This window comes from uncultured Arthrobacter sp. (assembly GCF_902805515.1).
In the GTDB taxonomy this organism is placed as follows: domain Bacteria; phylum Actinomycetota; class Actinomycetes; order Actinomycetales; family Micrococcaceae; genus Arthrobacter_D.
The window spans coordinates 938-25,531 of the sequence record NZ_CADCTE010000168.1 but is presented as its reverse complement, the minus strand read 5'-3'; the positions used below and the strand labels follow the sequence as shown (position 1 = coordinate 25,531).

Sequence of the window (24,594 nt, the reverse complement as noted above, 5' to 3'; positions counted from 1 at the left end):
CCGGGCACCGACGACGAGTGGCACAAGTACTGGATCTCCAACCGCTACGACTGGTACACCGACCTCGGCATCCGCCCCGAGAACCTGCGCCTCTTCGAGCACCCGCTGGACAAGCTCAGCCACTACTCCAAGGGCACCACGGACATCGAATACCGCTTCGGGTTCCAGGGCTCGGAGTGGGGCGAGCTCGAAGGCATCGCCAACCGCACCGACTTCGACCTCTCGACGCACTCCAAGCACTCCGGGACGGACCTGAGCTACTTCAACCAGGCCACCAACGAGCGCTACACCCCGTACGTGATCGAGCCCGCCGCTGGCCTGACCCGCTCCTTCATGGCCTTCCTCGTCGATGCCTACACCGAGGACGAGGCGCCCAACGCCAAGGGCGGCGTGGACAAGCGCACGGTGCTCAAGCTCGATCCGCGCCTTGCCCCCGTCAAGGCCGCGGTGCTGCCGCTGAGCCGCAACGAGGACCTCTCGCCCAAGGCCAAGGAGCTGGCGGCGCAGCTGCGGCGGAACTGGAACATCGACTTCGACGACGCCGGGGCGATCGGACGCCGCTACCGCCGGCAGGACGAGATCGGCACGCCGTTCTGCATCACCGTCGATTTCGACACCCTCGAAGACCAGGCCGTGACCATCCGCGAACGCGACACCATGGCGCAGGAACGTGTTTCCCTGGACAAGGTCCAGGGCTACCTCGCCGAGCGGATGCTGGGCGCCTGATGGCCCTCCAGTACCGTGCCTGGCAGGACGGCGACGACCTCGAGCTGCTCCAGCTGTGGGGCGGCCCGGAGTCGACCCCGTCGGAGCAGTTCCGCGGCTCCTTCCGCCCCTCCTCGGAGGAACCCTGGAACCGGTGCATCACCGTACTTGACCAGGGCATCCCGGTCGCCGCGGGGTTCGCCTATGAGACGGCACTGCACCCGGAGAGGCTCTGGTGCTACGTCGAGGTGGCGGCCGACCACCGCCGCTCCGGTGTCGGCTCGACCCTGTTGACGATGCTGCGCCACGAGGCCGCGGCGTCGCCGTCGGGCGTCACGGCGCTGCGCAGCAAGGTCCAGCCCGGGACCTCCGGGGCGGCCTTCGCCGAGGCCACGGGATTCAGCACCATCCAGCGGTCCCGGGTGATCGTGGTGAAGCCGGGCGCCCTGGCGGCCCCGCGCTTCGAGGACGCCTCCGGGCCCCAGCTCGAGGAGGCAGCGACCGGTTCGGTGGAGCTCACGCAGGCCGTCGCCGCCTTCTACACGGCCGTCCACGGCTGGGACCGGGCGGACATGACCCTCGGCCGGGCGCAGAACCTGCTCCTGGCCGACGCGACCGGAGCCGGAGGGGCGGTGGTGCTGCGCGATAAGCCCAGGAGCGACGGCGGGGCCATTGCGGCCTTCGCCGTCAGCTACACCTCGGCCCGCACCGACGCGCCGGCCGACGTCCTGCTCGGATACGACACGTCCCTGCCGGCATCGGAGCAGGAGGCCGCGGTGGCCAGCCTGCTCGCCATGCTCGTGCACACCTACCCGGTCCAGCTCGAGGTTGACGATTCGATGACGGCACTGGTGAACGTCGTCGAGCCGCTGCTCGCGGCGGGCTCCGCCGTGGAGGCCGCCCCGGCCACCTTCGTCGTCGCCGGCTGACCGCCCGCACCGGGCGGTCAGCCGCATCGGGCCGCCGGCGGCTCAGCCCCTGCTGTACCGCCCGGTGGCGAGGTCGTGGGCGTCCGCGGCGGCCCGCTCGGCCTCCGTCATGGCTCCGCCGCCGAGGTGGGCCGGCTGCCACCACTCACCGGGGGCCGGGACCAGCGGGAAGGTCTCGATACACCGCTCGATGCCGTCCTGCAGCTCGGCGCGCAGCTGCTCCGTCTCCGCGGCCACATCCGCGTCGGGAGTCTGCCGGATGGGTTCGCTCACGTGGATCCGCACCGGGGACCTCCATGCGCGCCGAAGCGAAAAGCCGTGGCCCCGGGTCAGCAGGCGGTGTGATCCCCATACGGAGACGGGGATGATCGGCACGCCGGCCTCCGCCGCAAGCCGCACGGCCCCGGTCTTGAGCTCGCGCACCGTGTAGCTGCGGCTCACCCCGGCCTCGGGGAGGATGGCGACGTACTCGCCGGCGCGCAGTTTCGCCAGCGCGTCGGCGTAGGCCTCCGCCCCGGCGCGGCGGTCGGTGACGACGTGCCCCAGGCCGTACACGATCGGCCCGATCACCGGATGTGATGCCGCCGCCTTGGTGATCATGTACCGCATCTGCACCCGCGCGTGCTTCCAGAGGACGAGCTCGGCGAAGGCGAAGTCGAGGTAGCCGAAGTGGGTGATGGCCACGACGGCGCCCCTTCCGGGCACCGCCCGGCGGGAGCGGCCCTGCAGCGGGTCCGGGGCCGGAAGGTGTTCGGTTCCCGTGACGTCAACCCGCAGCCGCAGCGCCGCGAAGGTCAGCAGCCCCGCCCGCACCACCGCGCGGTACATCCGGTCGCTCTGCTTCGGTTTCCATACCATCGTGTTCCTACCCTGTTCCGGTTGGGGGAGGGGCGGGGTGGACCCGCGCCCCGGTGACTGCCGTTCCGCCGGCGCGCGGCGCCTCAGACACGAATGGCCAGTGGTTCGTCGGCGGCCAGCAGGGTCCGCGCCAGGCGCAGATGTGCGGGCTCGACGCCGGCTCCGGTGTCCGCCGCGAAACGGCTCAGGATGAAGGAGGCCGTAATGCCGTGCCAGCTGCCGACCTTGCGGAACATGTAGTGCCCGGCATTGCGGACGCTGACGTAGTTCACCGAAGCGGCGAGGGGCAGGGCGCGCTCGGCGAAGCGGCGGGACTGGCGGGGGCTGGTCCAGCGGTCGGTGTCGCCGTGCACGATCAACAGGTGCCGGTCCTTAACGGGTTCCACCGGGGTGTTGCTCTCGAGCCAGGGGGCGAGGGCCGCGACGGCGCGGACCTGCGGGTCGTCCGCCGCGCAGATTGCGGTGAGCCCTCCCATGGAGTGCCCCACGAGGTAGACCGGGACGCCCGGGTGCTGCTGCCGGATGCGCTCGAGGGCCCACCGTGCGTCCTGCAGCGCCGACATCTCCGGGCCGTTCCAGCCGCGCACCCGGTTGCGCAGTGCCAGAACGGCCAGGCCGTGCGGCCCGCCCCGGCGGTGGAGGACCGAGGCGAAGGGGATCATCCGGGAGGGGCTGAGGTGCCGGCTGCGCACGGGGTCGAAACTGTGGGCCCGGCCGCCGTGAAGCACCAGGGCGACGGCGGTGACCTCACCCCGCGGTGCGCGCACCGTCAGGACCGGGTCGGCAGGCACCGCCGGGCGGACGGGACGCCGCGGCGTCCCGCCCTGTCCAGCACTGTTCCCGCTCATCGTGTCCCCTCCAACTCCTGGGCGCCGCCCTCACCGGTGTGCGCCGGGCGCCCTTACCTCCAACCCTAGGCGGCACCGCCCGGGTGTCCACCCTGCGTAGACTCCGTATGAAAACCTTGCTCTTCTGTAACTTCTGCACCACCAACCGAAGGATGTCCGTGGGTATCAGCCACACTCCGACTGCCGGTTCTTCGGAGCCGACCGCTCCAATGATTGCCACCCGCCGGCGGGCAAACTTCCTCCTGGCGGCCATCCTCCTTCCGCTGGGGCTGCTGACTCTCGCCGGCATGTGGCTGCTGTGGCCGTCGGGCGACACCTCGGAGATTTCGGTGGCCAACCCCTACGCGACCGCCGAGGGGGTCACGTTCGAGACCGGAACGGTGCAGCGGGCGGCCTTCGAGGACTGCCCGTCCTCCCAGCCCACCGTCGACGCCGGCGGCGAGGCCCTGACCTGCCTGGTCGCCTTCACGGTGCCCGACGCGGGCGGCCCCACGGTGCCCGTCGAGGTGACCCCCGAACTGGCCAAGGCCAGCGCGGTCGAGGCGGGGGACCGGATCCGGTACCTGAACCTTGAGGGGGTCATCCAGGGTGGATCGGCGCCCTATGTCTTCGTCGACTTCATCCGCACGGTGCCGATTATTGCCCTGACCATCCTCTACGCCGTCGTAGTGGTCGCCGTCGCCCGCTGGCGGGGATTCCGGGCGATGCTCGGGCTCGTCGGGGCGCTGTTCATCCTGGCGCAGTTCATCCTGCCGGGCCTCGTGGAGGGCGCGCCGCCCCTGCTGCTCGGCCTCGTGGGTTCGGTGGCCATCATGATCGGGGTGCTGTACTTCGCCCACGGTTTCTCCGCCCGCACCTCGACGGCGCTGCTCGGCACCATCTTCGGCCTGGGCATCACCGCGGTGCTGGCGGCCTGGGCCACCGGGACGGCCCACCTGACGGGGGTGGGCGACGACAATGCGTACGCGCTGGTCAACGCTTCCGACCAGTTGTCGATCTCCTCGATCATCCTCTGCGGGCTGATTATCTCCGGCCTGGGCGTGCTCAACGACGTCACCATCACCCAGTCCTCTGCGGTCTGGGAGCTCTACGAACTTGCGCCGTCCACCACCGCGCGGCGCTTGTTCGCGGGGGCCATGCGCATCGGCCGCGACCACATCGCCTCAACCGTCTACACGATCGCGTTCGCCTATGCCGGTGCCGCCCTGCCCGTGCTGATCCTTGTCTCGCTCTACGACCGGGCCCTGATCGACACCCTCACCAGCGGCGAGCTCGCGGAGGAAGTGGTGCGCACCCTCGTGGGGTCCATCGGCCTTGTCCTGGCCATCCCGGTCACCACGGCCATCGCCGTGGCGGTCGTCAAGGCCGTCGGCGGGCGGAGAACGGGCGCGGCGCCGGTGCCCGCCACGGTGCCGACGGGCCCGGGCGGCCCGCCGGAGCCGGCCCGACAGGAGTTGCAGGGAGCCCTGCAGGGCACGCCGTCGGGGGCCGGGAACGGATCCGGGGCGGAGCCGGAGGTGCCGGCGGGCTCCCGCCGGGCCCGCCGGGAGGCCGAATCCCACTAGGCGGCACGGCGGCGGCTCCGAAAATGCTCCCGAGATGCCGCGCGGCCCCGCCGGGGCGCTGCCGGACCGGCTAGCGGACCGGCTGACGGACCAGCTGCCGGACCGGCTGACGGACCGGCTGACGGACCGGCTAGCGGATTAGGCCGCCGGAGGGCCGATGTGCCCGATTTGCCCGCACTTGCGACAATGGAGGGGTGACTGCCGTAACCACCCGGACCGCCGGGCCCGCACTCCGTTCCGCCGCCCCCGCCGTCCATGCCCCAGCCAGTGAGGCCTCAAACACTGACGCGCCCGCCGCAGCTGAGGCAGCGGCATCAGCAGAGTCCGTCGACGCGGCCACCCGGCTCGACCTTCCTCCGCTGCGCCTTGGCCCGATCACCGTGGACACCCCCGTGATCCTGGCCCCCATGGCGGGCATCACCAACAAGGCCTTCCGCCGGCTGTGCCGCGAGTACGGCGGCGGCCTCTACGTCTCCGAGATGGTCACCTCGCGGGCGCTGGTCGAACGCAGCCCCGAGTCCCTGCGGATCATCTCCCACGACGAGGACGAGTCGGTCCGCTCCGTGCAGCTGTACGGGGTGGACCCGGCCACCGTCGGCGCCGCCGTGCGCCTCCTCGTCGAGGAGGACCGGGCCGACCACATCGACCTCAACTTCGGCTGCCCCGTGCCCAAGGTAACGCGCCGCGGCGGCGGAGCGGCGCTGCCCTGGAAGCTCGACCTGTTCACGGGCATCGTCCAGACCGCCGTCCGCGAGGCCTCCAAGGGCGGCATCCCGCTGACCATCAAGATGCGCAAGGGCATCGACGAGGACCACCTGACCTTCCTCGAGGCCGGCCGGATCGCCCGCGACAGCGGAGTGGCTGCCGTCGCCCTCCACGGCCGCACCGCCTCGCAGTACTACTCCGGCAAGGCCGACTGGTCGGCCATCGCCGAACTGCGCAACGCCCTTCCCGACATCCCGGTGCTGGGCAACGGCGACATCTGGAGCGCCGAGGATGCGGTCCGCATGGTGCGCGAGACCGGCGTCGACGGCGTCGTCATCGGCCGCGGCTGCCAGGGCCGCCCCTGGCTGTTCGGCGACCTCATGAACGCCTTCGAGGGAAGCGCAGAGCGTCACCAGCCGGGCCTCGGCCAGGTGGCCGAGACGGTGTACCGGCACGCGGAGTTGCTCGTCGACGCCTTCGGCAGTGAAATGATGGGCCTGCGGGACATCCGCAAGCACATGGCGTGGTACTTCAAGGGGTACGTCGTGGGGGGCGAACTGCGCGCCAAGCTGGCCACGGTGCCCACGCTCGAGGTGCTGCGGGGCCTCCTCGCCGAGCTCGACGCCGATTCGCCCTATCCGGGTGCCGATGCCGAAGGCCCCCGCGGGCGGGCCGGCTCGCCGAAGAAGACCTCCCTGCCGGAGAACTGGCTCCAGTCACGGCGCCTCAACGAGGCGCAGCAGGCCGACATCTCCGCGGCGGAACTGGACGTCTCCGGTGGCTGACTCTCCGGACGTCCGGCGTTCCGCGGCACGCCGCGCCGACCACGACCACCGGCCGAAAGGCAGGAAGGGTTCATGAGCTTTCCCTCAGCACCACTGACGGCGGGCTACGCCGTCGAGGATCTCCACCGGTGGGTCGACGAGCCCGCCAAGAGCACCCACCGCTCCGATTTCGAACGGGACCGTGCCCGGGTCCTCCACTCCTCGGCGCTCCGGCGGCTTGGCGCCAAGACCCAGGTCGTGGCCCCGGACACCGACGACTTTGTGCGGACCCGGCTCACCCACAGCCTCGAGGTCGCCCAGGTCGGCCGCGAACTCGGCCGCTCCCTGGGCTGCGACCCCGACATCGTCGACGCCGCCTGCCTCGCCCACGACCTCGGCCACCCGCCCTTCGGACACAACGGCGAGACCGCCCTGAATGAGATCGCCCACGGCATCGGCGGGTTCGAAGGCAACGCCCAGACCCTTCGGCTGCTGACGCGCCTCGAACCGAAGGTCATCCGCCCCGACGGCACGTCGGCGGGCCTGAACCTCACCCGGGCCAGCCTCGACGCCGCCTGCAAGTACCCCTGGACGGCCGCGGACGCGCCCCTCATCAACGGGCACCGCACCTCCAAGTTCGGCGCGTACGACGACGACCTCCCGGTCTTTTCATGGCTGCGCGCCGGCGCCCCGGCCGGCCGCTCCTGCCTTGAGGCCCAGGTGATGGACCTGGCCGACGACATCTCCTATTCGGTTCACGACGTCGAGGACGCCATTGTCGCCGGGCACCTGCAGCTGCGCTGGATGGACAGCCCCGACGCACGCGCGCGCGTGGTGGGCTACACCCAGCAGTGGTACCTGCCCGGCAGCGACCCGGCCGCCGTCGATGCTGCCCTCGCCCGGCTCGAGAAGACAGCCGTCTGGGTGCGGGAGGCGGACGGCAGCCGCCGCTCCATGGCCGCCCTGAAGAACATGACCAGCCAGCTGATCGGCCGGTTCTGCCTGAGCGCACTTGAGGCGACCCGCGCCATCTACGGCACGGATCCGCTCACCCGCTACGCGGCGCAGATGGTGGTCCCCGAGGAGACCCAGCTCGAGATCGCCGTGATGAAGGGACTGGCCACCACCTACGTGATGACCACCGACCACCGGCAGCCGCTCTACGAACGCCAGCGCGAGGTGCTCTCCTCGCTCGTGGCGCAGATGGCCGCAAATGGGGACCGCTACCTCGAACAGTCCTTCGCGGCCGACTGGCAGGCCGCCGGCGACGACGACGCGCGGCTGCGCGTGGTGATCGACCAGGTGGCCTCCCTCACTGACGGCTCGGCGCTGGCCCTGCACGAGAGGATCGTCGGGCCCGTCCCTGCCCTCTGGTAGCGCGGTTCCGGGCCCCTGGCTGCCTCTGAGCTCCGCGGCGGCGCAGCGGGCCCGCGGGGCGCTGCCGCCGAAGGTGTCGGTGGCGGGGCCTAAACTGTTGTCATGGCCGGACTCATCAAGCGTGAAGACATCGATGAGGTACGCCAGCGCACCGACATCAAGGAGATCGTCGACGGCTACGTCACCCTCAAGTCCGCAGGCGTGGGCTCCTACAAGGGGTTGTGTCCCTTCCACGACGAACGGTCGCCCTCCTTCCACGTGCGCCCCCAGCTGGGCTCCTACCACTGCTTCGGCTGCGGCGAGGGCGGCGACGTCATCTCCTTCCTCCAGAAGCTCGACCACACCTCCTTCACCGAGACGGTGGAGAAACTCGCTGCGCGCCTTGGCCTCGAGCTCCACTACGAGGACGGGGGCACCGGGCCGCGCCGGGAGGACGTCGGCCGGCGCCAGCGCCTCCTGGACGCCCACAAGATCGCAGCGGAGTTCTACCGGGACCAGCTGCTGACCCCCGGAGCGGCCGCCGGACGGCAGTTCCTCCAGGAGCGCGGCTTCGACCGTGAGGCCGCCGCCCACTTCGGGGTGGGCTACGCACCGCAGGGCTGGGACGGGCTGCTGAACCACCTCACCGGACGGGGCTTTACGCACGACGAGCTCAAGCTCACCGGCATGTTCAGCGTCTCCTCGACCAACGCCTCGCGGCTCTACGACCGCTTCCGCGGCCGGCTGATCTGGCCCATCCGCGACATCACCGGCGACACGGTCGGATTCGGCGCCCGGAAGCTGTACGAGGAGGACCAGGGGCCGAAGTACCTGAACACCCCGGAAACCTCGCTCTACAAGAAGTCGTCGGTCCTGTACGGCATCGACCTCGCCAAGAAGGACATCGCCAAGACCCGCCAGCTGGTGGTCGTCGAGGGCTACACCGACGTGATGGCGTGCCACCTCGCGGGCGTGGGCACCGCCGTCGCGACCTGCGGTACGGCGTTCGGGGCTGACCACATCAAGATCGCCCGCCGGCTGCTCTCCGACGACGGCACCGGGGGAGCGGTGGTCTTCACCTTCGACGGCGATGCCGCCGGCCAGAAGGCCGCACTGAGGGCCTTCGAGGAGGACCAGCGCTTCATCGCCCAGACGTATGTCGCCGTGGAGCCCTCGGGCGCCGACCCGTGCGACCTGCGTCAGACCCGCGGTGACGAGGCGGTGCGGAGCCTCATCGCCGACCGCCGGCCGCTCTTCGAATTCGCCATCAAGGCGTCGTTCGCGAACTTCGACCTGTCCACCGGCGAAGGCCAGGTCAAGGCGCTGCGCCACGCGGCCCCGATCGTGGCGCGCATCCGCGACGTGTCCCTGCGCTCGACCTACACGCGGGAGCTCTCGCGCTGGCTGGGCATGCAGTTCGTGGGGGAGGACCAGGTGGGGCGGGCCGTCGCAGCCGCAGCGCGCCGTGAGGGTGCGGCGCCCGCGGCCTCCGGAGGGGCCCCGGCAGGGGCCGGCTCCGGGCGCAACGACTTCGGGCGCAACGACTTCGGGCGCACAGACTCCGGGCGCGCCGGGTACGGCGGGCCCTCCGGCGGTGACCGGTCGGCTTCCCCGGCCGGGAACGCACACCTGGGGGCCTCAGGGGCCGGGCAGGACGGTCCCGCCGCGGAGGGCGCCCTTGACCAGCCCCAGTTCACCCGGCCGGATCCGCGCGACCCGATGGGGCGGATGGAGCGTGAAGCCCTCGAGGTGGTGCTGCAGCAGCCGGGACTGCTCGATGCCACCCAGTGGGAGCGGTTCGGAGACGCCCCGTTCTCGGTGCCCGTCTATGCCGCACTGCGCACCGCCGTGCTCGCCGCGGGAGCCGCCGGGACCGATGCCGCACAGTGGGTCGAACGGGTGCGCGGGGAGGTGCCCGACGTGCTGCGGCCGCTGGTGAGCGAGCTCGCCGTGCGTCCGCTGCCGGCGAAGGACGCCGACGCCATGGCCGTGTACTGCCGGGACATCCTGAACCGGTTGACCGAGCTGCGGATCACCCAGCAGAAGGCCGAGAAACTGGGGCAGCTTCAGCGCATGGATCCCTCCGCCGATCCGGTCCTCTACAACCAGCTGCAGCGTGAGCTGATGGACCTCGAGATGCAGCGCCGGCAGCTCCGACCGGACTGATCCGGCGTCAATTTCACTTCACCCGGTTTCGTATGTAAAGTTGTATCTGCCGCTTTCCTCCGTAGCTCAATTGGCAGAGCATTCGACTGTTAATCGAAGGGTTACTGGTTCAAGTCCAGTCGGAGGAGCAATTCGGGCCGTTGACGGGTTTTCCCGTCAACGGCCCTTCTTTTTTCGGTCCGGACTCCTGGCGCCCGGACCTCCCGGATGTTCGGCTACCGCAGCGAGGCCAGGGCGGAGCGGTAGAGAGCTTCCTCGGCCCGGTCCCAGCTCCAGCCGCGCTCGATCACCAGGGTGCGCCACGCCGTGGGCCCGAACCACAGCCACAGGAGGTCTGCCGCCTCCCCGGTGGACAGGCCAGAACGCAGCGCCCCGAGGGCCTGGAGATGCTCCGCCACGCGGGCCAGCGCGTCGAGATACGAGGCCGTAGTGCGCTCCCACAGGGCCTCGCCCTCCTCGTGGACGGGGAGGGCCTTGTGGACGGCCTCAAGGGGCACGGCCTGGCCCTCGTTGCCCCGCCGGGTGCCGGAGGCAAGCTCGCGCAGGACCTCGTCGATCCCGCTTAGGTTCCGCACCGCCACGACGGTCGCGGCGCCGGGGGATTCGGCGACGGCGCGGTCGACGATCTCATTGAGGATCGCCGCCTTGCCGCCGACGCTCGCGTAGACGGTCTTGGCCGCGACGCCGGCCGCCGCGGCAATATCTGCCACGCTCACCCGGGCGTACCCGCGGACGGCGAACAGTTCGGAGGCCTCACGCAGGATCGAGGCGCGGGTTTCCGCGGCGCCGAGCTCCCGGGACGGGGAGGTGTAGGAGCGTTTTCCGCTCATGCCGGGCTCCTGCTTGCTGGGAGATGGATCACAAAGGCACTGTACCGCCCGTGCATTCGATAGAATAGGTGTTACCCCAATTGCTCCGCGCGGCGCGCTTCTGCGGCCCGGGGCGCATCCAGCGGATTCCCCCACCCTCCTCAAAGGAGCTCCCATGCAGATCGACCCCTCAGCACCGGCGGACAAGCCGGAGACGCAGCAGATGATCGTCATCCACAAGGCGCTGCGCCGCGAATTCGGCCTGCTTCCGGGAATCGTCGGGAACGTGGCCCGCGGCGATACGGCGCGCGCAGGGGTCGTCGCCGACCACACGAGGCTGACGCTGCGGTTCCTTCACGAGCACCACGAGAGCGAGGACCGCCTGCTCTGGCCGGTCCTGGAGCAGCGGGTCCCCTTGGAGCGGTCCCTCGTGGAGACGATGGAGGCCCAGCACACGGTGGTGGCCGACCTCATCGCTTCCTTGGAGGCCGAACTTGCGGCCTGGCGGACCGACGCCTCGGTGACCGCACGGGAGCGCATCGCCGAGGGGCTCACGCGCCTCGACGCCGCGCTCGCGGAGCACCTCGACGCCGAGGAGGCCAGCGTGCTTCCGCTAATCCACGAAAACCTGACCGTTGCGGAATGGGACGCTCCGGTGAAGGATGCGGCAGCAAACATGCCCAAGGACCTCCGCTCCCGCCTGATGCTGGCGGGAATGGTGATCGAGAGCGCGACCGACCGTGAGCGCGTGTGGTTCCTGAACGAGCTTCCCGCTCCCGCCCGGCTGCTGTGGAAGCTGGTTGGCATCCGGATGTACCGCAGCTACGTAAGGACCGTCCGCGAAGCCTAGGCGTGGCTACGCGGGCCGGACCGCGGCCGGACCGCCGGGGTTCCTCCGACCGGGGAATGCACCGGCTGCGGCACCGGGGCCCTGCTGGTGGACGGTCCTCCGGCGTAGGGTTGAGCCATGAACTCCCACGGCAGTGTCATCCTTGTCACGGGCGCCACCGGCTACATCGGCGGACGGCTCGTCTCACGCCTCCTGAATGAAGGCCACACCGTCCGGGTGGTGGTGCGCACGCCCGAGAAGCTCAAGGACGTCCCCTGGGCCGAGCGCGTCGAAATCGTCCAGGGCGACCTGCAGGACCCGGACACCATGGAGGCCGCCTGTGGGGGCGTCGACGCCCTCTACTACCTGGTCCACTCCATGGGGTCGGGCCGCGGGTTCGAACGCCGTGAATCGTCGATCGCCGCCACCGTGGCTTCCGCCGCGACGGCCGCCGGGGTGGGGCGCATCATCTACCTCGGGGGGCTCCACCCCGACGGTGTCGCCCTGTCGACCCACATGCGTTCGCGCACCGAGGTCGGGCGCATCCTGCTCGAGTCGGGCACGCCGACCATCGCCTTCCAGGCCGGCGTCGTCATCGGTTCGGGATCCGCGTCCTTCGAGATGATCCGCCACCTCGCCGACGTCCTTCCCGTGATGCCCGCCCCCAAGTGGGTGCTGAACCGGATCGAACCCATCGCCGTCCGGGACGTCATCCAGTACCTCGTCGGCGCCCTGGGCCTCCCCGAGGGCGTGAACCGGACCTTCGACATCGGTTCACGTGAGGTCCTGACGTACGCCGAGATGATGAACCAGTACGCCGAGGCGGCAGGCCTGCCGCGCCGGACGATCCTGGCCCTGCCCGTACTGACCCCGCGCCTGGCCGGCCACTGGGTGAACCTCGTCACGCCCATACCGCGGGTCATGGCCATGCCGCTCATCGAGTCGCTCCAGCACGATGCAATCACCGCCGAACACGACATCGACGAATTCATCCCCGTGCCCGTCGGTGGACTCACCGGGTACCGCACGGCGGTTGACCTGGCGCTGGGCAAGATGCGCGGCGGCGAGGTCGAAACCAGCTGGGCCGGCGCCTCGAGTTCCGACGCCGTGGCGGACCCGCTGCCGTCCGACCCGCAGTGGGCCGGCCACACCGTCTTCACCGACCTGCAGACCTACCGCTCCTCGGCCCCGGCCCCGGCGCTGTGGAGTGTCGTCGAAGGCATTGGCGGCGAGAACGGCTGGTACTCCTGGCCCGTCGCCTGGGCCGCCCGCGGATGGATGGACAAGCTGGTCGGCGGCGTGGGCCTGCGCCGTGGCCGACGGGACGCCGACGAGCTCCTCACCGGCGAGGCGCTCGACTTCTGGCGCGTCGAGGAGCTGGTCAGGGGGGAGCGGCTGCGCCTGCGGGCGGAGATGAAGGTCCCCGGCCGGGCCTGGCTTGAACTGAGCGTCGAACCGGATGGCACCGGGAGCACCTACCGGCAGCGCGCGGTGTTCTTTCCGAAGGGCCTTTCAGGGCGCCTCTACTGGCTCGCGGTGCTGCCCTTCCACAACTTCATCTTCAAACCGATGGCACGCAATATCGCCCGGGCCGCCGAGGCCCAGGCCGCCCAAACGGCGGGCTGAGCCTACCCGGGCGGCCCTCCCCGGTCCGCCGGCCGCCGTCGTGCCGGGGACCTGCGCCCGGCGGCTAGGTACAGCTAGGCCAGCGCTGGCACGCTCCGCGGCCGCACGATCGCCCAGAGGGCCACGATGGCCAGGGTGATGCAGGCGGCCATCACCACCGCCATGGGGGTGGCGCTGTCGATGCCCAGCACGCCCACGATCGGCGAAACGGCACCGGCCAGGCCGAAGGTCACTGCCCCGAGGATCGAGGCGGCGGTACCGGCCTGCGCGCCGTGGTTGAACAGGGCAAGCACCTGCACGCAGGGGAAGACGAAGCCGGCAGCCATGATGTAGAACCACAGGGGGACGGCGGTGCCCCACAGCCCCAGCCCCAGCTGGTCGAACGCCACGATCAGCAGCGACATCACCAGCATGACGACGGTGGCGGCGGCAATCACCCACTGCGGCCCGTATCTCCGCAGCACCCGGGAGCTGATCTGCACGCCGGCGACGATGCCGAGGGAGTTGATCCCGAACAGCAGGCCGTACTGCTGCTCGCTGAGCCCGTAGAGGTTCTGGAAGAGGAACGGCGACGCCGACAGGTAGGAGAACAGGCCCGAGAAGTTCATCCCGCCGACCAGCAGCACCCCCAGGAAGATCCGGTCCGTGAGCACGGCGCGGTAGCGCTGGAGCGCGGTCGAGCCCGAGCTCTTCCGGCGCTCCCGCGGAAGCGTCTCGATGATGAAGACCGACACGGCGACGATGACCAGGATCCCGTAGGCGGCCAGGAACCAGAAGATCCCCGGCCAGTCCACCACCACCAGCAGCTGCGACCCGATCACCGGGGCAAAGATCGGGGCCATGCCGTTGACGAGCGCCAGGTAGGAGAACATCCGCACCAGTGCATATCCGCTGAACAGGTCGCGCACCGTGGCCAGGGCCACGACGCCGCCGCCCGCGGCCCCCACGCCCTGCAGGACGCGGAAAAACATGAGCATGCTGATGTCCATGGACAGGGCTACGCCGATCGAGGCTCCGACATGGAGCGAGGTGGCCAGGATCAGCGGCACCCGCCGGCCGACCTTGTCGCTGAGCGGGCCCACGATGAGCTGGCCCACGGCAAGGCCGATGATCGTGCCGGTGAGGGTCAGCTGGACCGCGGCTTCCGTGACGTTGAAGTCACGCTGCAGCGCGGGGAAGGCCGGAAGGTAGAGATCGATGGTGAAGGGGCCCAGCGCCGTCAGGGCACCGAGAATGCCAACGTAAATAAGTTTCTCCCTGCGGGAGAGGCTGTCGCCGGGGGAGATCGCGGTGGTCAAGGGCTACCTATCGGGACGTGGTGGTTCGGGGTGGCTCGGGCAGCCCCGGTCGTCAGCAACGCTATTCCACCGGGGGATTGAAAGGGTAGGGAGGCGCCGCGCTGCGCCGTTTCATGACGCGGGCCGAAGGGTCGAGGCCGCGTCAGGCCCGCCTTTTAGTTGCTGTGGCGAACCAGTGTCTTGGATATCTTAGAACGTCTCCCGGGGAATTGGGTGCTAAGCAGGCTTCCCACTGACGTAGTGTGTTGGGAATGCGGGCGGCGGGCAGGTCCAGCCGGAGCTGGACCCGTCGGCAAGTACGCAGAGGAAACAATTCACGGCTGCCCCTCCTCCCACCGGTGGTAATTTTAGGGTCAGTATCTCTCAGGCAGCAGGATCACGAATGGAGGCAGGGCGTATGAGCAGCTCGGCTAGTACACGCGGCAGGCGATCAACCGGCTCGCTTTCCCTCTTTGGCATACTTCGGCTCTTCGCGCGGCTCACCCCGCGCCAGCTCAGCGACGAATACTCGCTGGCCCTGGAGCAGATGAAGCAAAAGGGAATCAAGGCCGGGGTCGCGGCCGCGTTCCTCGCCGTCGCTGTGGTGTTCCTCGTCGCCTTCGCGATCTCCCTGCTCGTCGCGGGCATCATGGGCCTCGCCACAATCATGCCGGCCTGGCTCGCCGCCCTGCTGGTCGCCGCCCTGTTCCTCGTCCTCGCGGCAATCATCGGCCTGATCGGTGTCTCGCGCTTCAAGAAGGCCCTGCCGCTGCTGCCCGAGGACGCGATCCGCGGCGTACGGTACGACATCGGCGTCCTGCGTGAGGGCCGCAGCTTCGACCCCGCGACGCTCGACGTCAAGAAGCCGAAGGACGAGCAGGAGGAGGCCGAGAAGGCCAAGGAGCGCAAGCCCAAGGAGCCCACGCCCTCGTACGAGGAGCTGCGCGGACGCTCCGGGGAGCGCCGGATCCACATCGCCGAGGCCCGCGACTCGCTCGGGAGCCGCCTCGACGTCAAGAGCCGCTTCGCCGAGAACCGCGAAAAGGTCAAGGCGCGCGCCGCGCAGACCCGTGCGGAGCGGGCCGGACGGAAGGGTGCACCTGCCGCCGGGACCGCAGCGACCGCCGTCGAGAAGCCCGTTCCGCACACGATCGAGCTCAAGGACCGCTGGCAGCCGCTGAGTGTCCTTGGCGCTTCCCTCGTGGCCCTGGCCGTGATGGTCCGCCGTCTGGCTGCCAAATAGCGGATCGCCCCGGATCTGCCTGCATAATGGCAGTGGAGGCACTTAGTGATTCGACTTATCGGCGCCGGCACGCGTCCCGGCGGAGAAGGCCCTGTGCTGGCGACCGCGTGGACCCTGCCAAACGCCGTCACCCTGGTCCGGTTCCTCGGGGTGCCGTTGTTCGTCTGGTTCATTGTCACCAACCAATACGGCCCTGCTGTGCTCACCCTGGTGCTCGTGGGGTCAACCGACTGGGTTGACGGCTACCTTGCCCGGCGCTTCAACCAGGTGTCCTCCGTGGGTCAGTGGCTCGACCCTGTCGCCGACCGCACGGCCCTGATTATCGTTGCCATCACCTTCGTCGTCGACGGGGTGGCACCGGCCTGGCTCGTGTGGTCGATTGTCATCCCCGACGCCATCCTCATCACCAATGCCCTGATCCTCTTCGGCAGCAGGCTGCGCCTGCGCGTCAGCGTCGTGGGGAAGATCCGCACGGCCCTGCTGCTGCTCGGTTCGCCTCTGCTGCTCCTTCACCGGGTGCCGGGATATGACGATCCATGGCTCCTGGCGGTCGCCCACGCGCTCCTGATCGCCGGCTGCGTAGGCCACCTGATCGCCTTCTACGGGTACTTCACCGCGGCCCACCGCCTCCACCGCGCCGAGCGCGCGGCGGGCCGGCCACTGACCCAGCCGGCGGCAGAGACGGCACGTGAGGGCTGATCCGCCGCGGCGGACCTTCCAGGGACGGGGGCCAGGCGGAGGGTACGGGCAGCGGCGGCAGCCGGTGCGCCCATGACGCTTCTCGCGATCCTCCTCGCCCTGGTGGGGGCCGCCTGCCTTGCCCTCGGTGCCCAGCGGCAGGGCAGCGCCGTGCGCGCGAACACAGGAGGCCTGGCGCTTGGCTCCGCCGCCGTCCTGCGCCTGCTGCGCAACCCCCGCTGGGTCTTCGGGCTCGCTCTGCTGGTGGCCGGGATGGGGATGAACGTTGTCGCCCTGGCCATGGCAACCCTCACCGTCGTTCAGCCCATCGGCGCGATCGCCCTGGTGATCACCACCGTCATCAACTCCAAGGACCAGGGGATCCGGCTCAACCGGCCCACGGTGGCCGCCATCACCGCCTGCGTCACCGGCAGCGCCCTGTTCGTCCTGCTCGCGGTGAACGTCACCCGGGCCGAGCACCGCGTGGGCGTGAACCAGGAGCTGTCGGCGGTGCTGCTGCTCACCCTCGCCGTCGCCGTCTTCGGCTCCCTCGGCCTGGCGGCGCGCCGACGGCTCAACGCCTTCGCCTACATTCTCGGCGCCGGGGTGCTCTTCGGCTTCGTGGCGGTGCTGACGAAGATCGTCGCGACGCACCTGCTTGACCCCAACGGCCGGTTCCTGCTGAACGTCCCGTGGTACACCGTCCTCGCGCTGGTCGCCGCCGCCCTGCTCGGGTCGTGGTTCGTGCAGAGCGCCTACGCCACGGGCCCGCCGGACCTCGTGATCGCCGGGCTGACGGTGATCGACCCGATCGTCGGAATCGCCGTCGGTATTACCATCTTGGGGGAACTGAAGCCAGAGGTGCCCACCGTCACGGCGATTGGAATGGCCGGAGCCGCATTGATTGCTATCGTTGGAGTGGTGGCGTTGTCGCGCCATCATCCTGATGTCGTAAGGCGGCGGCGCTGAGGACGACGGCGCTCTGCCGCTTCCGATAAACCTACGTGGGGGATCCAAAGTGAGTTATCCGGCTGGTACCAAGCCACTGACCGTCCTGATTGCCGCAGATACCTACCCTCCCAATATCAACGGCGCCGCCCAGTTCGGGTACCGCCTGGCCAAGGGGATGGCCGCCCGCGGCCACAACGTGCACGTCCTGGCGCCGAACCCGGCCAACGGCCGCAGCTACACCGAGGAGCCGGCCGGGGAATGGACCGTCCACCGGCTCCGTTCGCACAGCGTGCCCACCCACGACTACTGGCGCATCTGCCTGCCGTGGGAGATCAAGCGCGATATCAGCATGCTCTTCGACCGCGTCCAGCCCGACGTCGTGCACATCCAGTGCCACTACATGGTGGGGGAGTACACGCTCTACGAAGCGGTGAAGCGCGGGATCCGGGTGGTCGCCACAAACCACTTCATGCCGGAGAACCTCAACCCTTTCCTGCCCTTCCCCGAGTGGTTCAAGCGCATCGTCGCCAAGAACTCCTGGCGCGACATGGGCCGGGTCATGGGCAAGGCCGATGCCGTCACGACGCCCACCCCGCTGGCGGCCAAGGCCATGCACGATCATGCGTTCCTGCGCCAGGTGCTGCCGATCTCCAACGGCATCGACTCCGCGGCGTATGAACCGCGTCCCGGTGAGCAGCTGCCCCCGCGCGAGCACCCGACGGTGCTCTTCGTCGGGCGCCTGGCCGAAGAGAAGCATGTCGACGTACTGATCGATGCCGTGGCGAAGACCCCCGCGGAGCTGGACGTCCACCTCGAGGTGATCGGCGGCGGTGAGGTCAAGCGGGCCCTGCAGGCGCAGGCCGAACGCCTCGGAATCGGGAACCGCGTGAAGTTCCTCGGCCTGGTCAGCGATGAGGAACTGCGCCTCGCCTACCTCCGGGCCGACATCTTCTGCCAGCCCGGCACCGCGGAACTGCAGTCCCTGGTGACGCTCGAAGCGATGTCCGCCTCGACCCCGGTGCTGCTGGCCAATGCAATGGCCCTGCCGCACCTCGTGGCCGACGGCGAGAACGGCTACCTCTTCACGCCGCACGACAGCGATGAGTTGGGCCGCCGCATCACCGAAATGGTCACCCTGCCGGACGCCGACCGGGAGCGGATGGGCAAGGCGAGCCGTTCCCTCGTCGAGAAGCACAGCATCGACGCCACCCTCGAAACCTTTGAACGGCTCTACTACGGGCTCAGCGTGGAGGTCGAACTCGCGTAGTTCCGGTTCGGGCCCCGGCCGGTCCCTGCCCGCGCACCGGTGCGGGCCCGGCCTGTGGCCTCTGCTGGACTGGCTTTCCCGTTCCGTTTCGGGGCGCCGGGCGGCTCCGGCCGAGCGGATACAATAAACCGTGCCGCCGGCGCGGCCTGTGTCTGGCGCCGCCGGCACCCGCACAAGGGGCTGTAGCTCAGCTGGTTAGAGCAGCGGACTCATAATCCGTTTGTCCTGGGTTCAAGCCCCAGCAGCCCTACAAGGGAAGATCCCCGGAACTCCAAGGTTCCGGGGATTTTTTTGTTTGCCGTCCCCCTGTCCGGTGATCGCCCGCCGTCTCTCTGCCGGCTCTTCGCAGTCTCATTGCACGTCCCCGCGGCGCGCCTTTCATGGGCCCTACTGGCGCACTATGTTACCGACGGGTAACCTTGGTGGACGGCGCCCCGCGCGCCACCAGCACCGGCCGGCCGACATTCCTGATCACTGAGGATCGGGACGAAGGAACCCTCATGAGCAAGCTCCAGATCGACCTAAACAACCTGCCCTATGCCGACGGAGATTTCCTCGCATTCGAAGCCCTGCTGAGCGACAAGGAGCGCTCGCGGCTGGCCGAAATCCGCACGTGGCTGGACGCCGAAGTCCGCCCGAACGCCGTCGGCTGGTGGAACGAGGGCGTGTTCCCCAAGAGCATCATTCCGAAGCTTGCCGAGCTCGATGTCGTGAGCCCCATCCGCCGCCAGGGCTACTCGAACCTTTTCGCAGGCATCGTGCACTCGGAATTCACCCGCGCCGACACCTCCATCGCGACGTTCATGGGCGTCCACGACGGACTGTTCACCGGCTCCATCGAAGCACTGGCCTCCAAGGAGCAGCAGGAGGCGTGGCTGCCGGACATCTACTCATTCCGCAAGATCGGGGCGTTCGGGCTGACCGAACCCCTGGGTGGCTCCGACGTCGCCGGCGGGACCCGGACCACGGCACGCCGGGACGGTGGCAACTGGATCCTCAACGGTGCCAAGCGCTGGATCGGCAACGCCACCTTCTCCGACTGGGTCGTCATCTACGCCCGCGACGTCGAAGACAACCAGGTCAAGGGCTTTCTGGTCGACACAACCCTTCCCGGCTACTCGGCCACGAGGATCGAGAACAAGATCGCACTGCGGTCGGTGGAGAACGCCGATATCGTCCTGGACAACGTTGTGGTTCCGGATGACTTCCACCTCAAGGGAGCCAACGGTTTCCGCGACACGAACAAGGTGCTGAAGGTGACGAGGCTGTCGGTCGGCTGGCAGGCCGTGGGTCAGCAGATGGCCGCCTTCGATGTGGCACGCCGGTACGCGGTGGAACGCCAGCAGTTCGGCCGCCCGCTCGCGTCCTTCCAGCTCGTGCAGCAGCAGCTGGTACAGATTCTGGGCAACGCCATGAGCTCGATGGGCATGATGGTCCGGCTCTCCCAGCTCGAGGACCTCGGCCAGGCCAAGGACGAGCACTCCGCGCTGGCCAAGGCGTTCACGACGGCGCGCATGCGCGAGAGCGTCGCGGCTGGGCGGAACATCCTGGGCGGCAACGGCATCGTGACCGACTACGAAATGGCGAAAATTTTCTCGGATGCCGAGGCGATCTACTCCTACGAAGGAACCCAGGAAATCAACACCCTGGTGGCGGGGCGCTCAATCACCGGCATCGCCGCGTTCGTGTAGCAGCAGGCAGGCCGCGCAGACCCCCAGGATCGGGCAGATTCCGGGGGTCTTCCGCGTTTCCGGGTCATCGCAGCCCCTCCGGGAGGGGAAGCAGGACCGAAGGGCGGCGATCGGTGACGTAGTTGAGCGGATTGACGTACTCCCCGTCGCGGCGGACGCCCCAGTGGATGCAGGCGAAGGGACAGTGCGGCGGCCCCGCGGGAGTGCCCACGCGTTGGCCCCGCTCCACTCGGGCGCCCTTGGTGAGGGTGCTCTTCACCGGCTCGAAGCTGCTCACGAGGCCTCCGCCGTGACCGATGCTGAGCACCGGCCGTCCGGCGACCATCCCCACGAAGGTGACAACGCCATCGGCGGGGCTGAGCACGTCGTTCCCCGGGCGGACCGCGAGATCCACCCCGCGGTGGCCCGCCTGCCACCGCTCGGGCGGCGGGATGAAGTGGCGGGTCACGGCAGGGACGGGCGGCAGCGGCCAGGACCACGGCGGCACGTAGTCACCTGTCGGCGCGCCCTGCAGGGAGTCGGTGCGGGCGAAACCTCCCGGCCCTGTCAGTGTCACCGGTTCAGCCGGTCCACCCGGCCCGGACACCTGCACCAGCCCGGCAGCGTTTATCGGCGCGGACGGCGCCATCGGTTCAGTCGGTGCTCCTGGCCTCACCGCCGTCATCCCCGATCCTTCCGGGCTGAGGCTTCGCACCAGCCAGGCGGAACCTCCCGGCGCGGACGGCGCCATTGGTTCAGTCGATCCTGCAGGCCCCGCCGAAACCGACAACACCACTGCGATCAGGGCGTTCGCGAGTCGCCTGCGACGCCACCACTTCGCGGTTCCGCAGGCGCCCGGCCGGAGGTCCTTCCGGGATAGCCCGGTCAACCCGCCCAGGGCCGGGCGCGACGGCCGGACTAGGGGAGCGGTGTCCTCCTGCCGTATGGCGTCCTTCCGGCGGGTGTGGCGCCATGGGAAACGAACCGCAGATGCAGGGGTCATGCCCTCGACGATGCGCTCCTTTAGTGCGCGTGCGATTGTCCGCGGCTCATATGTGGAAACCGGATCCGAAGACGGCACAGGCATGCCGGGCGGCTCCGGTCCGTCGGCATTCGAAAGCGACCAGCACCCGGAAACGACAGGCGCACCCGCAAGCGACCGGAGCGGCCGATATTCCGGGTCCGCTCGTCGCTTCCGGGTCCGCTCGTCGCTTCCGGGTCCGCTCGTCGCTTCCGGGTCCGCTCGTCGCTTCCGGGTCCGCTCGTCGCTTCCGGGTCCGCTCGTCGCCATGGGGGGGCGCCCGTCGTTCCTTGGTCTGCCGGTCCGCGGCGTGGTTGATGCACCAGAAAGCGACCGGTGCACCCGGAAACGACAGGCGCACCCGAAAGCGACAGGAGGGGCCGATATTTCGGGTCCGTGCGTCGCTTTCGGGTCCGCTCGTCGCCATGGTGGGCGCTCGTCGTTCTTTGGTCCGCCGGTCCGCCGTGTGGTTGACGCGCCCGAAAGCGACAGGAGCGGCCGATATTCCGGGTCCGCTGGTCGCATTCGGGTCCGCTCGTCGCCATGGTGGGCGCTCGTCGTTCCTTTGTCTTCCGGTCCGCGGCGTGGTTGATGCACCTGAAAGCGACCGGCGCACCCGAAAGCGACAGGAGGGGCCGATATTCCGGGTCCGCTGGTCGCTTTCGGGTCCGCTCGCCGCTCGATGGTCCGGACCGGTCTGGGAGGCGCCCGTGCCGTCCGGAGGCATAACACCGCTGTAGTACACTTGACGGAGCAGTCTGCCGTTTTCCCCGCGTCCTGGAACAACACCAAACCGCGCAGGAAATGTGCCGGCTGACTACGCGTGCCTGCGACCCGCCTTCGTCTTGACGACGTGCGGGGCACTATCCCAGCGGTCCGGAGCGATCCGGTTGGGGGAGTGGGTTTTCCAACGACCAGGCACCAGGAGTGACGCCCATCCCGGGCGGAACGCTAAGAACCGTCAACAAAGCAGCGGAAGCGCCGTGTCGCGCGCACGCCCTGCTGAAACGAAAGGCATCCCATGCCAGTAGTAACCATGCGCCAGCTGCTCGACAGCGGCGTCCACTTCGGCCACCAGACCCGTCGCTGGAACCCGAAGATGAAGCGCTTTATTTTCACCGAGCGCAACGGCATCTACATCATCGACCTGCAGCAGTCGCTGTCCTACATCGACCGCGCCTACGAGTTCGTCAAGGCCACTGTCGCCCACGGCGGAACCGTCCTGTTCGTCGGTACCAAGAAGCAGGCACAGGAAGCGATCGCCGACCAGGCCACCCGCGTCGGCCAGCCCTACGTCAACCAGCGTTGGCTCGGCGGCATGCTCACCAACTTCCAGACGGTTTCCAAGCGCATCGAGCGCATGAAGGAACTCGAGGAGATCGACTTCGAAGACGTCGCCGGCTCGGGCCACACCAAGAAGGAACTCCTCCTTCTGAAGCGTGAGCTCACCAAGCTTCAGAGCAACCTCGGCGGTATCCGCAACCTGACCAAGGCCCCCTCGGTCATCTGGGTTGTCGACACCAAGAAGGAGCACCTCGCCATCGACGAGGCCAAGAAGCTCAACATCCCCGTCGTGGCGATCCTCGACACCAACTGCGACCCGGACGAGGTCGACTTCCCGATCCCGGGCAACGACGACGCCATCCGCGCCGTCAACCTGCTGACCCGTGTTGTCGCCGACGCCGTTGCCGAGGGCCTCATCGCCCGCAACAACCGCGCCAACGGCACCGACACCGCTGCAGCCGAAGAGCCCCTCGCCGAGTGGGAGCGTGAACTGCTGGGCGCCGCCGAGGCCAACGCCGAGGCTCCCGCCGCTGAGGCAGCTCCTGCTGCCGAGGCCCCCGCCGCCGAAGCAGCTCCCGCCGCTGAAGCAGCTCCCGCCGAGGACGCCGCAGCCGACACCAAGTAGTTCTCTTGCGTAAGGGGTGTGGGTGATTCCGCGCCCCTTACGCATGTTCCACCGGCTGAGCGCCGGCAGGGATCCTCTTCGCAGATCAACCAGAATTTAGGAGTTTTCCATGGCGAATTACACCGTCGCTGATATCAAGGCCCTCCGTGAGCGCACCGGCGCAGGCATGATGGACGTCAAGAAGGCCCTCGACGAGGCCAACGGCGATCCGGACAAGGCCCTCGAGGTCATCCGCATCAAGGGCCTCAAGGGCGCCACCAAGCGTGAAGGCCGCTCGACCGCCGAGGGCCTCGTCGCCGCACGCGTCGACGGCAGCGTCGGCGTCATGGTCGAGGTCAACTGCGAGACCGACTTCGTCGCCAAGGCCGGACCCTTCATCGACTTCTCCAACAAGGTCCTCGACGCAGCCATCGCGTCCGGCGCCACCGACGTCGAGGCCCTGCTGGCCGCCGACGTCGACGGCCGTCCCATGTCGGAGCACGTCATCGAAGCCGGCGCACTGCTCGGCGAGAAGGTCGACATCCGCCGCGTGGCCCGCGTTGAAGGCGCCGTCGTCGACGCGTACCTGCACCGCACCTCCAAGGACCTTCCCGCCCAGGTCGGCGTCCTGTTCGCCGTCGAGGGTGAAGGCGCCGCCGCCGTCGAGGCAGCACACGATGTCGCACTCCACATCGCCGCGTACACCCCGACCTACCTGACCCGCGATGAGGTTCCCGCGGACCTCGTCGAGTCGGAGCGCCGCATCGCCGAGGAGACCGCCCGCGCCGAAGGCAAGCCCGAAGGCGCGCTCACCAAGATCGTCGAAGGCCGCATGACCGGCTTCTTCAAGGACTCGGTGCTGGTCGACCAGCCGTTCTCGAAGGACACCAAGAAGTCGATCGCCCAGGTCCTCAGCGACGCCGGTGTGAAGGCAACGGCCTTCGCCCGCTTCCGCGTCGGGGCATAACTGCCGGATCGGTTGTAACAATGGAAAGGGTGGCCGCCGTTGGCGGCCACCCTTTTTCGCGCCTGGCCGGCGCACCGTATTCTTTTACAGATTGTGCAGAACACATCGCATTACGCCCTGGGAGGCACCATGGACAACCTTGATTCGGCAACCACCAGCGGGAAAAACGGCCGACGGCGGGTGCTCCTGAAGCTCTCCGGCGAGGTGTTCGGCGGCGGCAAGCTCGGCGTCGATCCGGAAACCGTGAGGGCCGTCGCCAAGCAGATCGCCGCGACGGTCGGCGAGGTCGAGGTCGCGATCGTCGTCGGCGGCGGCAACTTCTTCCGCGGTGCCGAACTCTCGCAGAGCGGCATGGACCGCTCCCGCGCCGACTACATGGGCATGCTCGGCACCGTGATGAACTGCCTCGCCCTCCAGGACTTCCTTGAGCAGGCAGGCGTCGAAACCCGTGTCCAGAGCGCTATCACCATGG

20 protein-coding genes, 2 tRNA genes and 1 pseudogene are annotated in these 24,594 nt (G+C 69.1%); 18 read left to right on the top strand and 5 right to left on the bottom strand.

Annotation, left to right across the window (positions count from 1 at the left end):
- On the top strand, positions 1–726 hold a 726-nt coding region (locus QZX79_RS15585), incomplete at its 5' end, for a glycine--tRNA ligase (RefSeq protein ID WP_294569650.1).
- The gene (locus tag QZX79_RS15580) at positions 726–1,634 is read left to right on the top strand and encodes a GNAT family N-acetyltransferase (RefSeq protein ID WP_294569648.1); all 909 of its coding nucleotides are present in this window, start codon (positions 726–728) and stop codon (positions 1,632–1,634) included. The genes QZX79_RS15585 and QZX79_RS15580, both read left to right, overlap by 1 nt.
- 42 nt (positions 1,635–1,676) lie before the next feature.
- On the opposite strand, the gene QZX79_RS15575 is transcribed toward QZX79_RS15580, so the two are convergent.
- Positions 1,677–2,492 carry a lysophospholipid acyltransferase family protein gene (locus QZX79_RS15575; RefSeq protein WP_294569646.1) on the bottom strand — a complete coding sequence of 272 codons (816 nt, stop codon included), beginning with the start codon at positions 2,490–2,492 and terminating at the stop codon, positions 1,677–1,679.
- An 83-nt stretch (positions 2,493–2,575) separates the two neighbouring features.
- Entirely contained in the window at positions 2,576–3,340 is a 765-nt protein-coding gene (locus QZX79_RS15570) for an alpha/beta hydrolase (protein ID WP_294569645.1), read from the bottom strand.
- A gap of 209 nt (positions 3,341–3,549) precedes the next feature.
- Here QZX79_RS15570 and QZX79_RS15565 point away from each other — a divergent pair, with 209 nt between their 5' ends.
- The 5 genes from QZX79_RS15565 to QZX79_RS15545 all read left to right on the top strand — a co-directional run bounded on the left by QZX79_RS15565 (position 3,550) and on the right by QZX79_RS15545 (position 10,024).
- Entirely contained in the window at positions 3,550–4,905 is a 1,356-nt protein-coding gene (locus QZX79_RS15565; RefSeq protein ID WP_294569654.1) for a YibE/F family protein, read from the top strand.
- A 359-nt stretch (positions 4,906–5,264) separates the two neighbouring features.
- On the top strand, positions 5,265–6,395 hold the full coding sequence (gene dusB / locus QZX79_RS15560; protein WP_120167291.1) for a tRNA dihydrouridine synthase DusB: 1,131 nt from the start codon (positions 5,265–5,267) through the stop codon (positions 6,393–6,395).
- Positions 6,396–6,467: 72 nt separating this feature from the next.
- Positions 6,468–7,751, top strand: coding sequence for a deoxyguanosinetriphosphate triphosphohydrolase (locus QZX79_RS15555; protein WP_198812316.1), 1,284 nt, complete (start codon positions 6,468–6,470; stop codon positions 7,749–7,751).
- 102 nt (positions 7,752–7,853) lie between these two features.
- A complete protein-coding gene (gene dnaG / locus QZX79_RS15550) occupies positions 7,854–9,896 on the top strand; it encodes a DNA primase (RefSeq protein WP_294569642.1) in 2,043 nt (680 codons plus the stop codon).
- Between the two features lie 55 nt (positions 9,897–9,951).
- Positions 9,952–10,024: transfer RNA gene (locus QZX79_RS15545), tRNA-Asn, on the top strand.
- Between the two features lie 87 nt (positions 10,025–10,111).
- On the opposite strand, the gene QZX79_RS15540 is transcribed toward QZX79_RS15545, so the two are convergent.
- Entirely contained in the window at positions 10,112–10,726 is a 615-nt protein-coding gene (locus tag QZX79_RS15540; protein ID WP_294569640.1) for a TetR/AcrR family transcriptional regulator, read from the bottom strand.
- Positions 10,727–10,880: 154 nt separating this feature from the next.
- Here QZX79_RS15540 and QZX79_RS15535 point away from each other — a divergent pair, with 154 nt between their 5' ends.
- Positions 10,881–11,555: a hemerythrin domain-containing protein gene (locus tag QZX79_RS15535; protein ID WP_294569638.1), complete on the top strand. Its 675-nt coding sequence runs from the start codon at positions 10,881–10,883 to the stop codon at positions 11,553–11,555.
- A gap of 117 nt (positions 11,556–11,672) precedes the next feature.
- Positions 11,673–13,160 carry an SDR family oxidoreductase gene (locus QZX79_RS15530; protein WP_294569636.1) on the top strand — a complete coding sequence of 496 codons (1,488 nt, stop codon included), beginning with the start codon at positions 11,673–11,675 and terminating at the stop codon, positions 13,158–13,160.
- A 74-nt stretch (positions 13,161–13,234) separates the two neighbouring features.
- On the opposite strand, the gene QZX79_RS15525 is transcribed toward QZX79_RS15530, so the two are convergent.
- Positions 13,235–14,458, bottom strand: a complete 1,224-nt coding sequence (locus QZX79_RS15525; RefSeq protein WP_294569634.1) for a multidrug effflux MFS transporter — start codon at positions 14,456–14,458, stop codon at positions 13,235–13,237.
- Positions 14,459–14,855: 397 nt separating this feature from the next.
- Between QZX79_RS15525 and QZX79_RS15520 the strand changes: the two genes are divergently transcribed.
- From QZX79_RS15520 to QZX79_RS15495, 6 genes are all read left to right on the top strand, one after another.
- Positions 14,856–15,680 (top strand): phage holin family protein, encoded by an 825-nt coding sequence (locus QZX79_RS15520; protein ID WP_294569632.1) that lies wholly within the window; start codon positions 14,856–14,858, stop codon positions 15,678–15,680.
- A gap of 93 nt (positions 15,681–15,773) precedes the next feature.
- Positions 15,774–16,379, top strand: coding sequence for a CDP-alcohol phosphatidyltransferase family protein (locus QZX79_RS15515; protein WP_294569631.1), 606 nt, complete (start codon positions 15,774–15,776; stop codon positions 16,377–16,379).
- 72 nt (positions 16,380–16,451) lie between these two features.
- A complete protein-coding gene (locus QZX79_RS15510; protein WP_120166723.1) occupies positions 16,452–17,327 on the top strand; it encodes a DMT family transporter in 876 nt (291 codons plus the stop codon).
- A 49-nt stretch (positions 17,328–17,376) separates the two neighbouring features.
- Positions 17,377–18,576, top strand: coding sequence for a glycosyltransferase (locus tag QZX79_RS15505; RefSeq protein WP_294569627.1), 1,200 nt, complete (start codon positions 17,377–17,379; stop codon positions 18,574–18,576).
- A gap of 176 nt (positions 18,577–18,752) precedes the next feature.
- A tRNA-Ile gene (locus QZX79_RS15500) sits at positions 18,753–18,826 on the top strand.
- A 250-nt stretch (positions 18,827–19,076) separates the two neighbouring features.
- A complete protein-coding gene (locus QZX79_RS15495) occupies positions 19,077–20,267 on the top strand; it encodes an acyl-CoA dehydrogenase family protein (protein WP_294569626.1) in 1,191 nt (396 codons plus the stop codon).
- Between the two features lie 64 nt (positions 20,268–20,331).
- Here the strand turns inward: QZX79_RS15495 and QZX79_RS15490 are convergent, their stop codons facing one another.
- Positions 20,332–20,823, bottom strand: a complete 492-nt coding sequence (locus tag QZX79_RS15490; protein WP_366485052.1) for a M23 family metallopeptidase — start codon at positions 20,821–20,823, stop codon at positions 20,332–20,334.
- Between the two features lie 1,465 nt (positions 20,824–22,288).
- Between QZX79_RS15490 and rpsB the strand changes: the two genes are divergently transcribed.
- The 3 genes and pseudogenes from rpsB to pyrH form a co-directional block, all read left to right on the top strand.
- The gene (rpsB, locus tag QZX79_RS15485) at positions 22,289–23,176 is read left to right on the top strand and encodes a 30S ribosomal protein S2 (protein WP_294569624.1); all 888 of its coding nucleotides are present in this window, start codon (positions 22,289–22,291) and stop codon (positions 23,174–23,176) included.
- A 109-nt stretch (positions 23,177–23,285) separates the two neighbouring features.
- Positions 23,286–24,122 (top strand): translation elongation factor Ts, encoded by an 837-nt coding sequence (gene tsf / locus QZX79_RS15480; protein ID WP_294569622.1) that lies wholly within the window; start codon positions 23,286–23,288, stop codon positions 24,120–24,122.
- A gap of 129 nt (positions 24,123–24,251) precedes the next feature.
- Positions 24,252–24,594: pseudogene (gene pyrH / locus QZX79_RS15475) on the top strand (UMP kinase); the annotation flags it as partial.

What these genes read in the sequence shown, in the direction of transcription:
- QZX79_RS15565 (WP_294569654.1), top strand. Translation starts at nt 3,550, where the DNA reads ATGATTGCCACCCGCCGGCGGGCAAACTTCCTCCTGGCGGCCATCCTC.
- QZX79_RS15570 (WP_294569645.1), bottom strand. Translation starts at nt 3,340, where the DNA reads ATGAGCGGGAACAGTGCTGGACAGGGCGGGACGCCGCGGCGTCCCGTC.
- QZX79_RS15555 (WP_198812316.1), top strand. Translation starts at nt 6,468, where the DNA reads ATGAGCTTTCCCTCAGCACCACTGACGGCGGGCTACGCCGTCGAGGAT.
- QZX79_RS15535 (WP_294569638.1), top strand. Translation starts at nt 10,881, where the DNA reads ATGCAGATCGACCCCTCAGCACCGGCGGACAAGCCGGAGACGCAGCAG.
- QZX79_RS15520 (WP_294569632.1), top strand. Translation starts at nt 14,856, where the DNA reads ATGAGCAGCTCGGCTAGTACACGCGGCAGGCGATCAACCGGCTCGCTT.
- rpsB (WP_294569624.1), top strand. Translation starts at nt 22,289, where the DNA reads ATGCCAGTAGTAACCATGCGCCAGCTGCTCGACAGCGGCGTCCACTTC.
- tsf (WP_294569622.1), top strand. Translation starts at nt 23,286, where the DNA reads ATGGCGAATTACACCGTCGCTGATATCAAGGCCCTCCGTGAGCGCACC.
- QZX79_RS15580 (WP_294569648.1), top strand. Translation starts at nt 726, where the DNA reads ATGGCCCTCCAGTACCGTGCCTGGCAGGACGGCGACGACCTCGAGCTG.
- QZX79_RS15530 (WP_294569636.1), top strand. Translation starts at nt 11,673, where the DNA reads ATGAACTCCCACGGCAGTGTCATCCTTGTCACGGGCGCCACCGGCTAC.
- QZX79_RS15495 (WP_294569626.1), top strand. Translation starts at nt 19,077, where the DNA reads ATGAGCAAGCTCCAGATCGACCTAAACAACCTGCCCTATGCCGACGGA.
- QZX79_RS15575 (WP_294569646.1), bottom strand. Translation starts at nt 2,492, where the DNA reads ATGGTATGGAAACCGAAGCAGAGCGACCGGATGTACCGCGCGGTGGTG.
- QZX79_RS15510 (WP_120166723.1), top strand. Translation starts at nt 16,452, where the DNA reads ATGACGCTTCTCGCGATCCTCCTCGCCCTGGTGGGGGCCGCCTGCCTT.
- dnaG (WP_294569642.1), top strand. Translation starts at nt 7,854, where the DNA reads ATGGCCGGACTCATCAAGCGTGAAGACATCGATGAGGTACGCCAGCGC.
- QZX79_RS15540 (WP_294569640.1), bottom strand. Translation starts at nt 10,726, where the DNA reads ATGAGCGGAAAACGCTCCTACACCTCCCCGTCCCGGGAGCTCGGCGCC.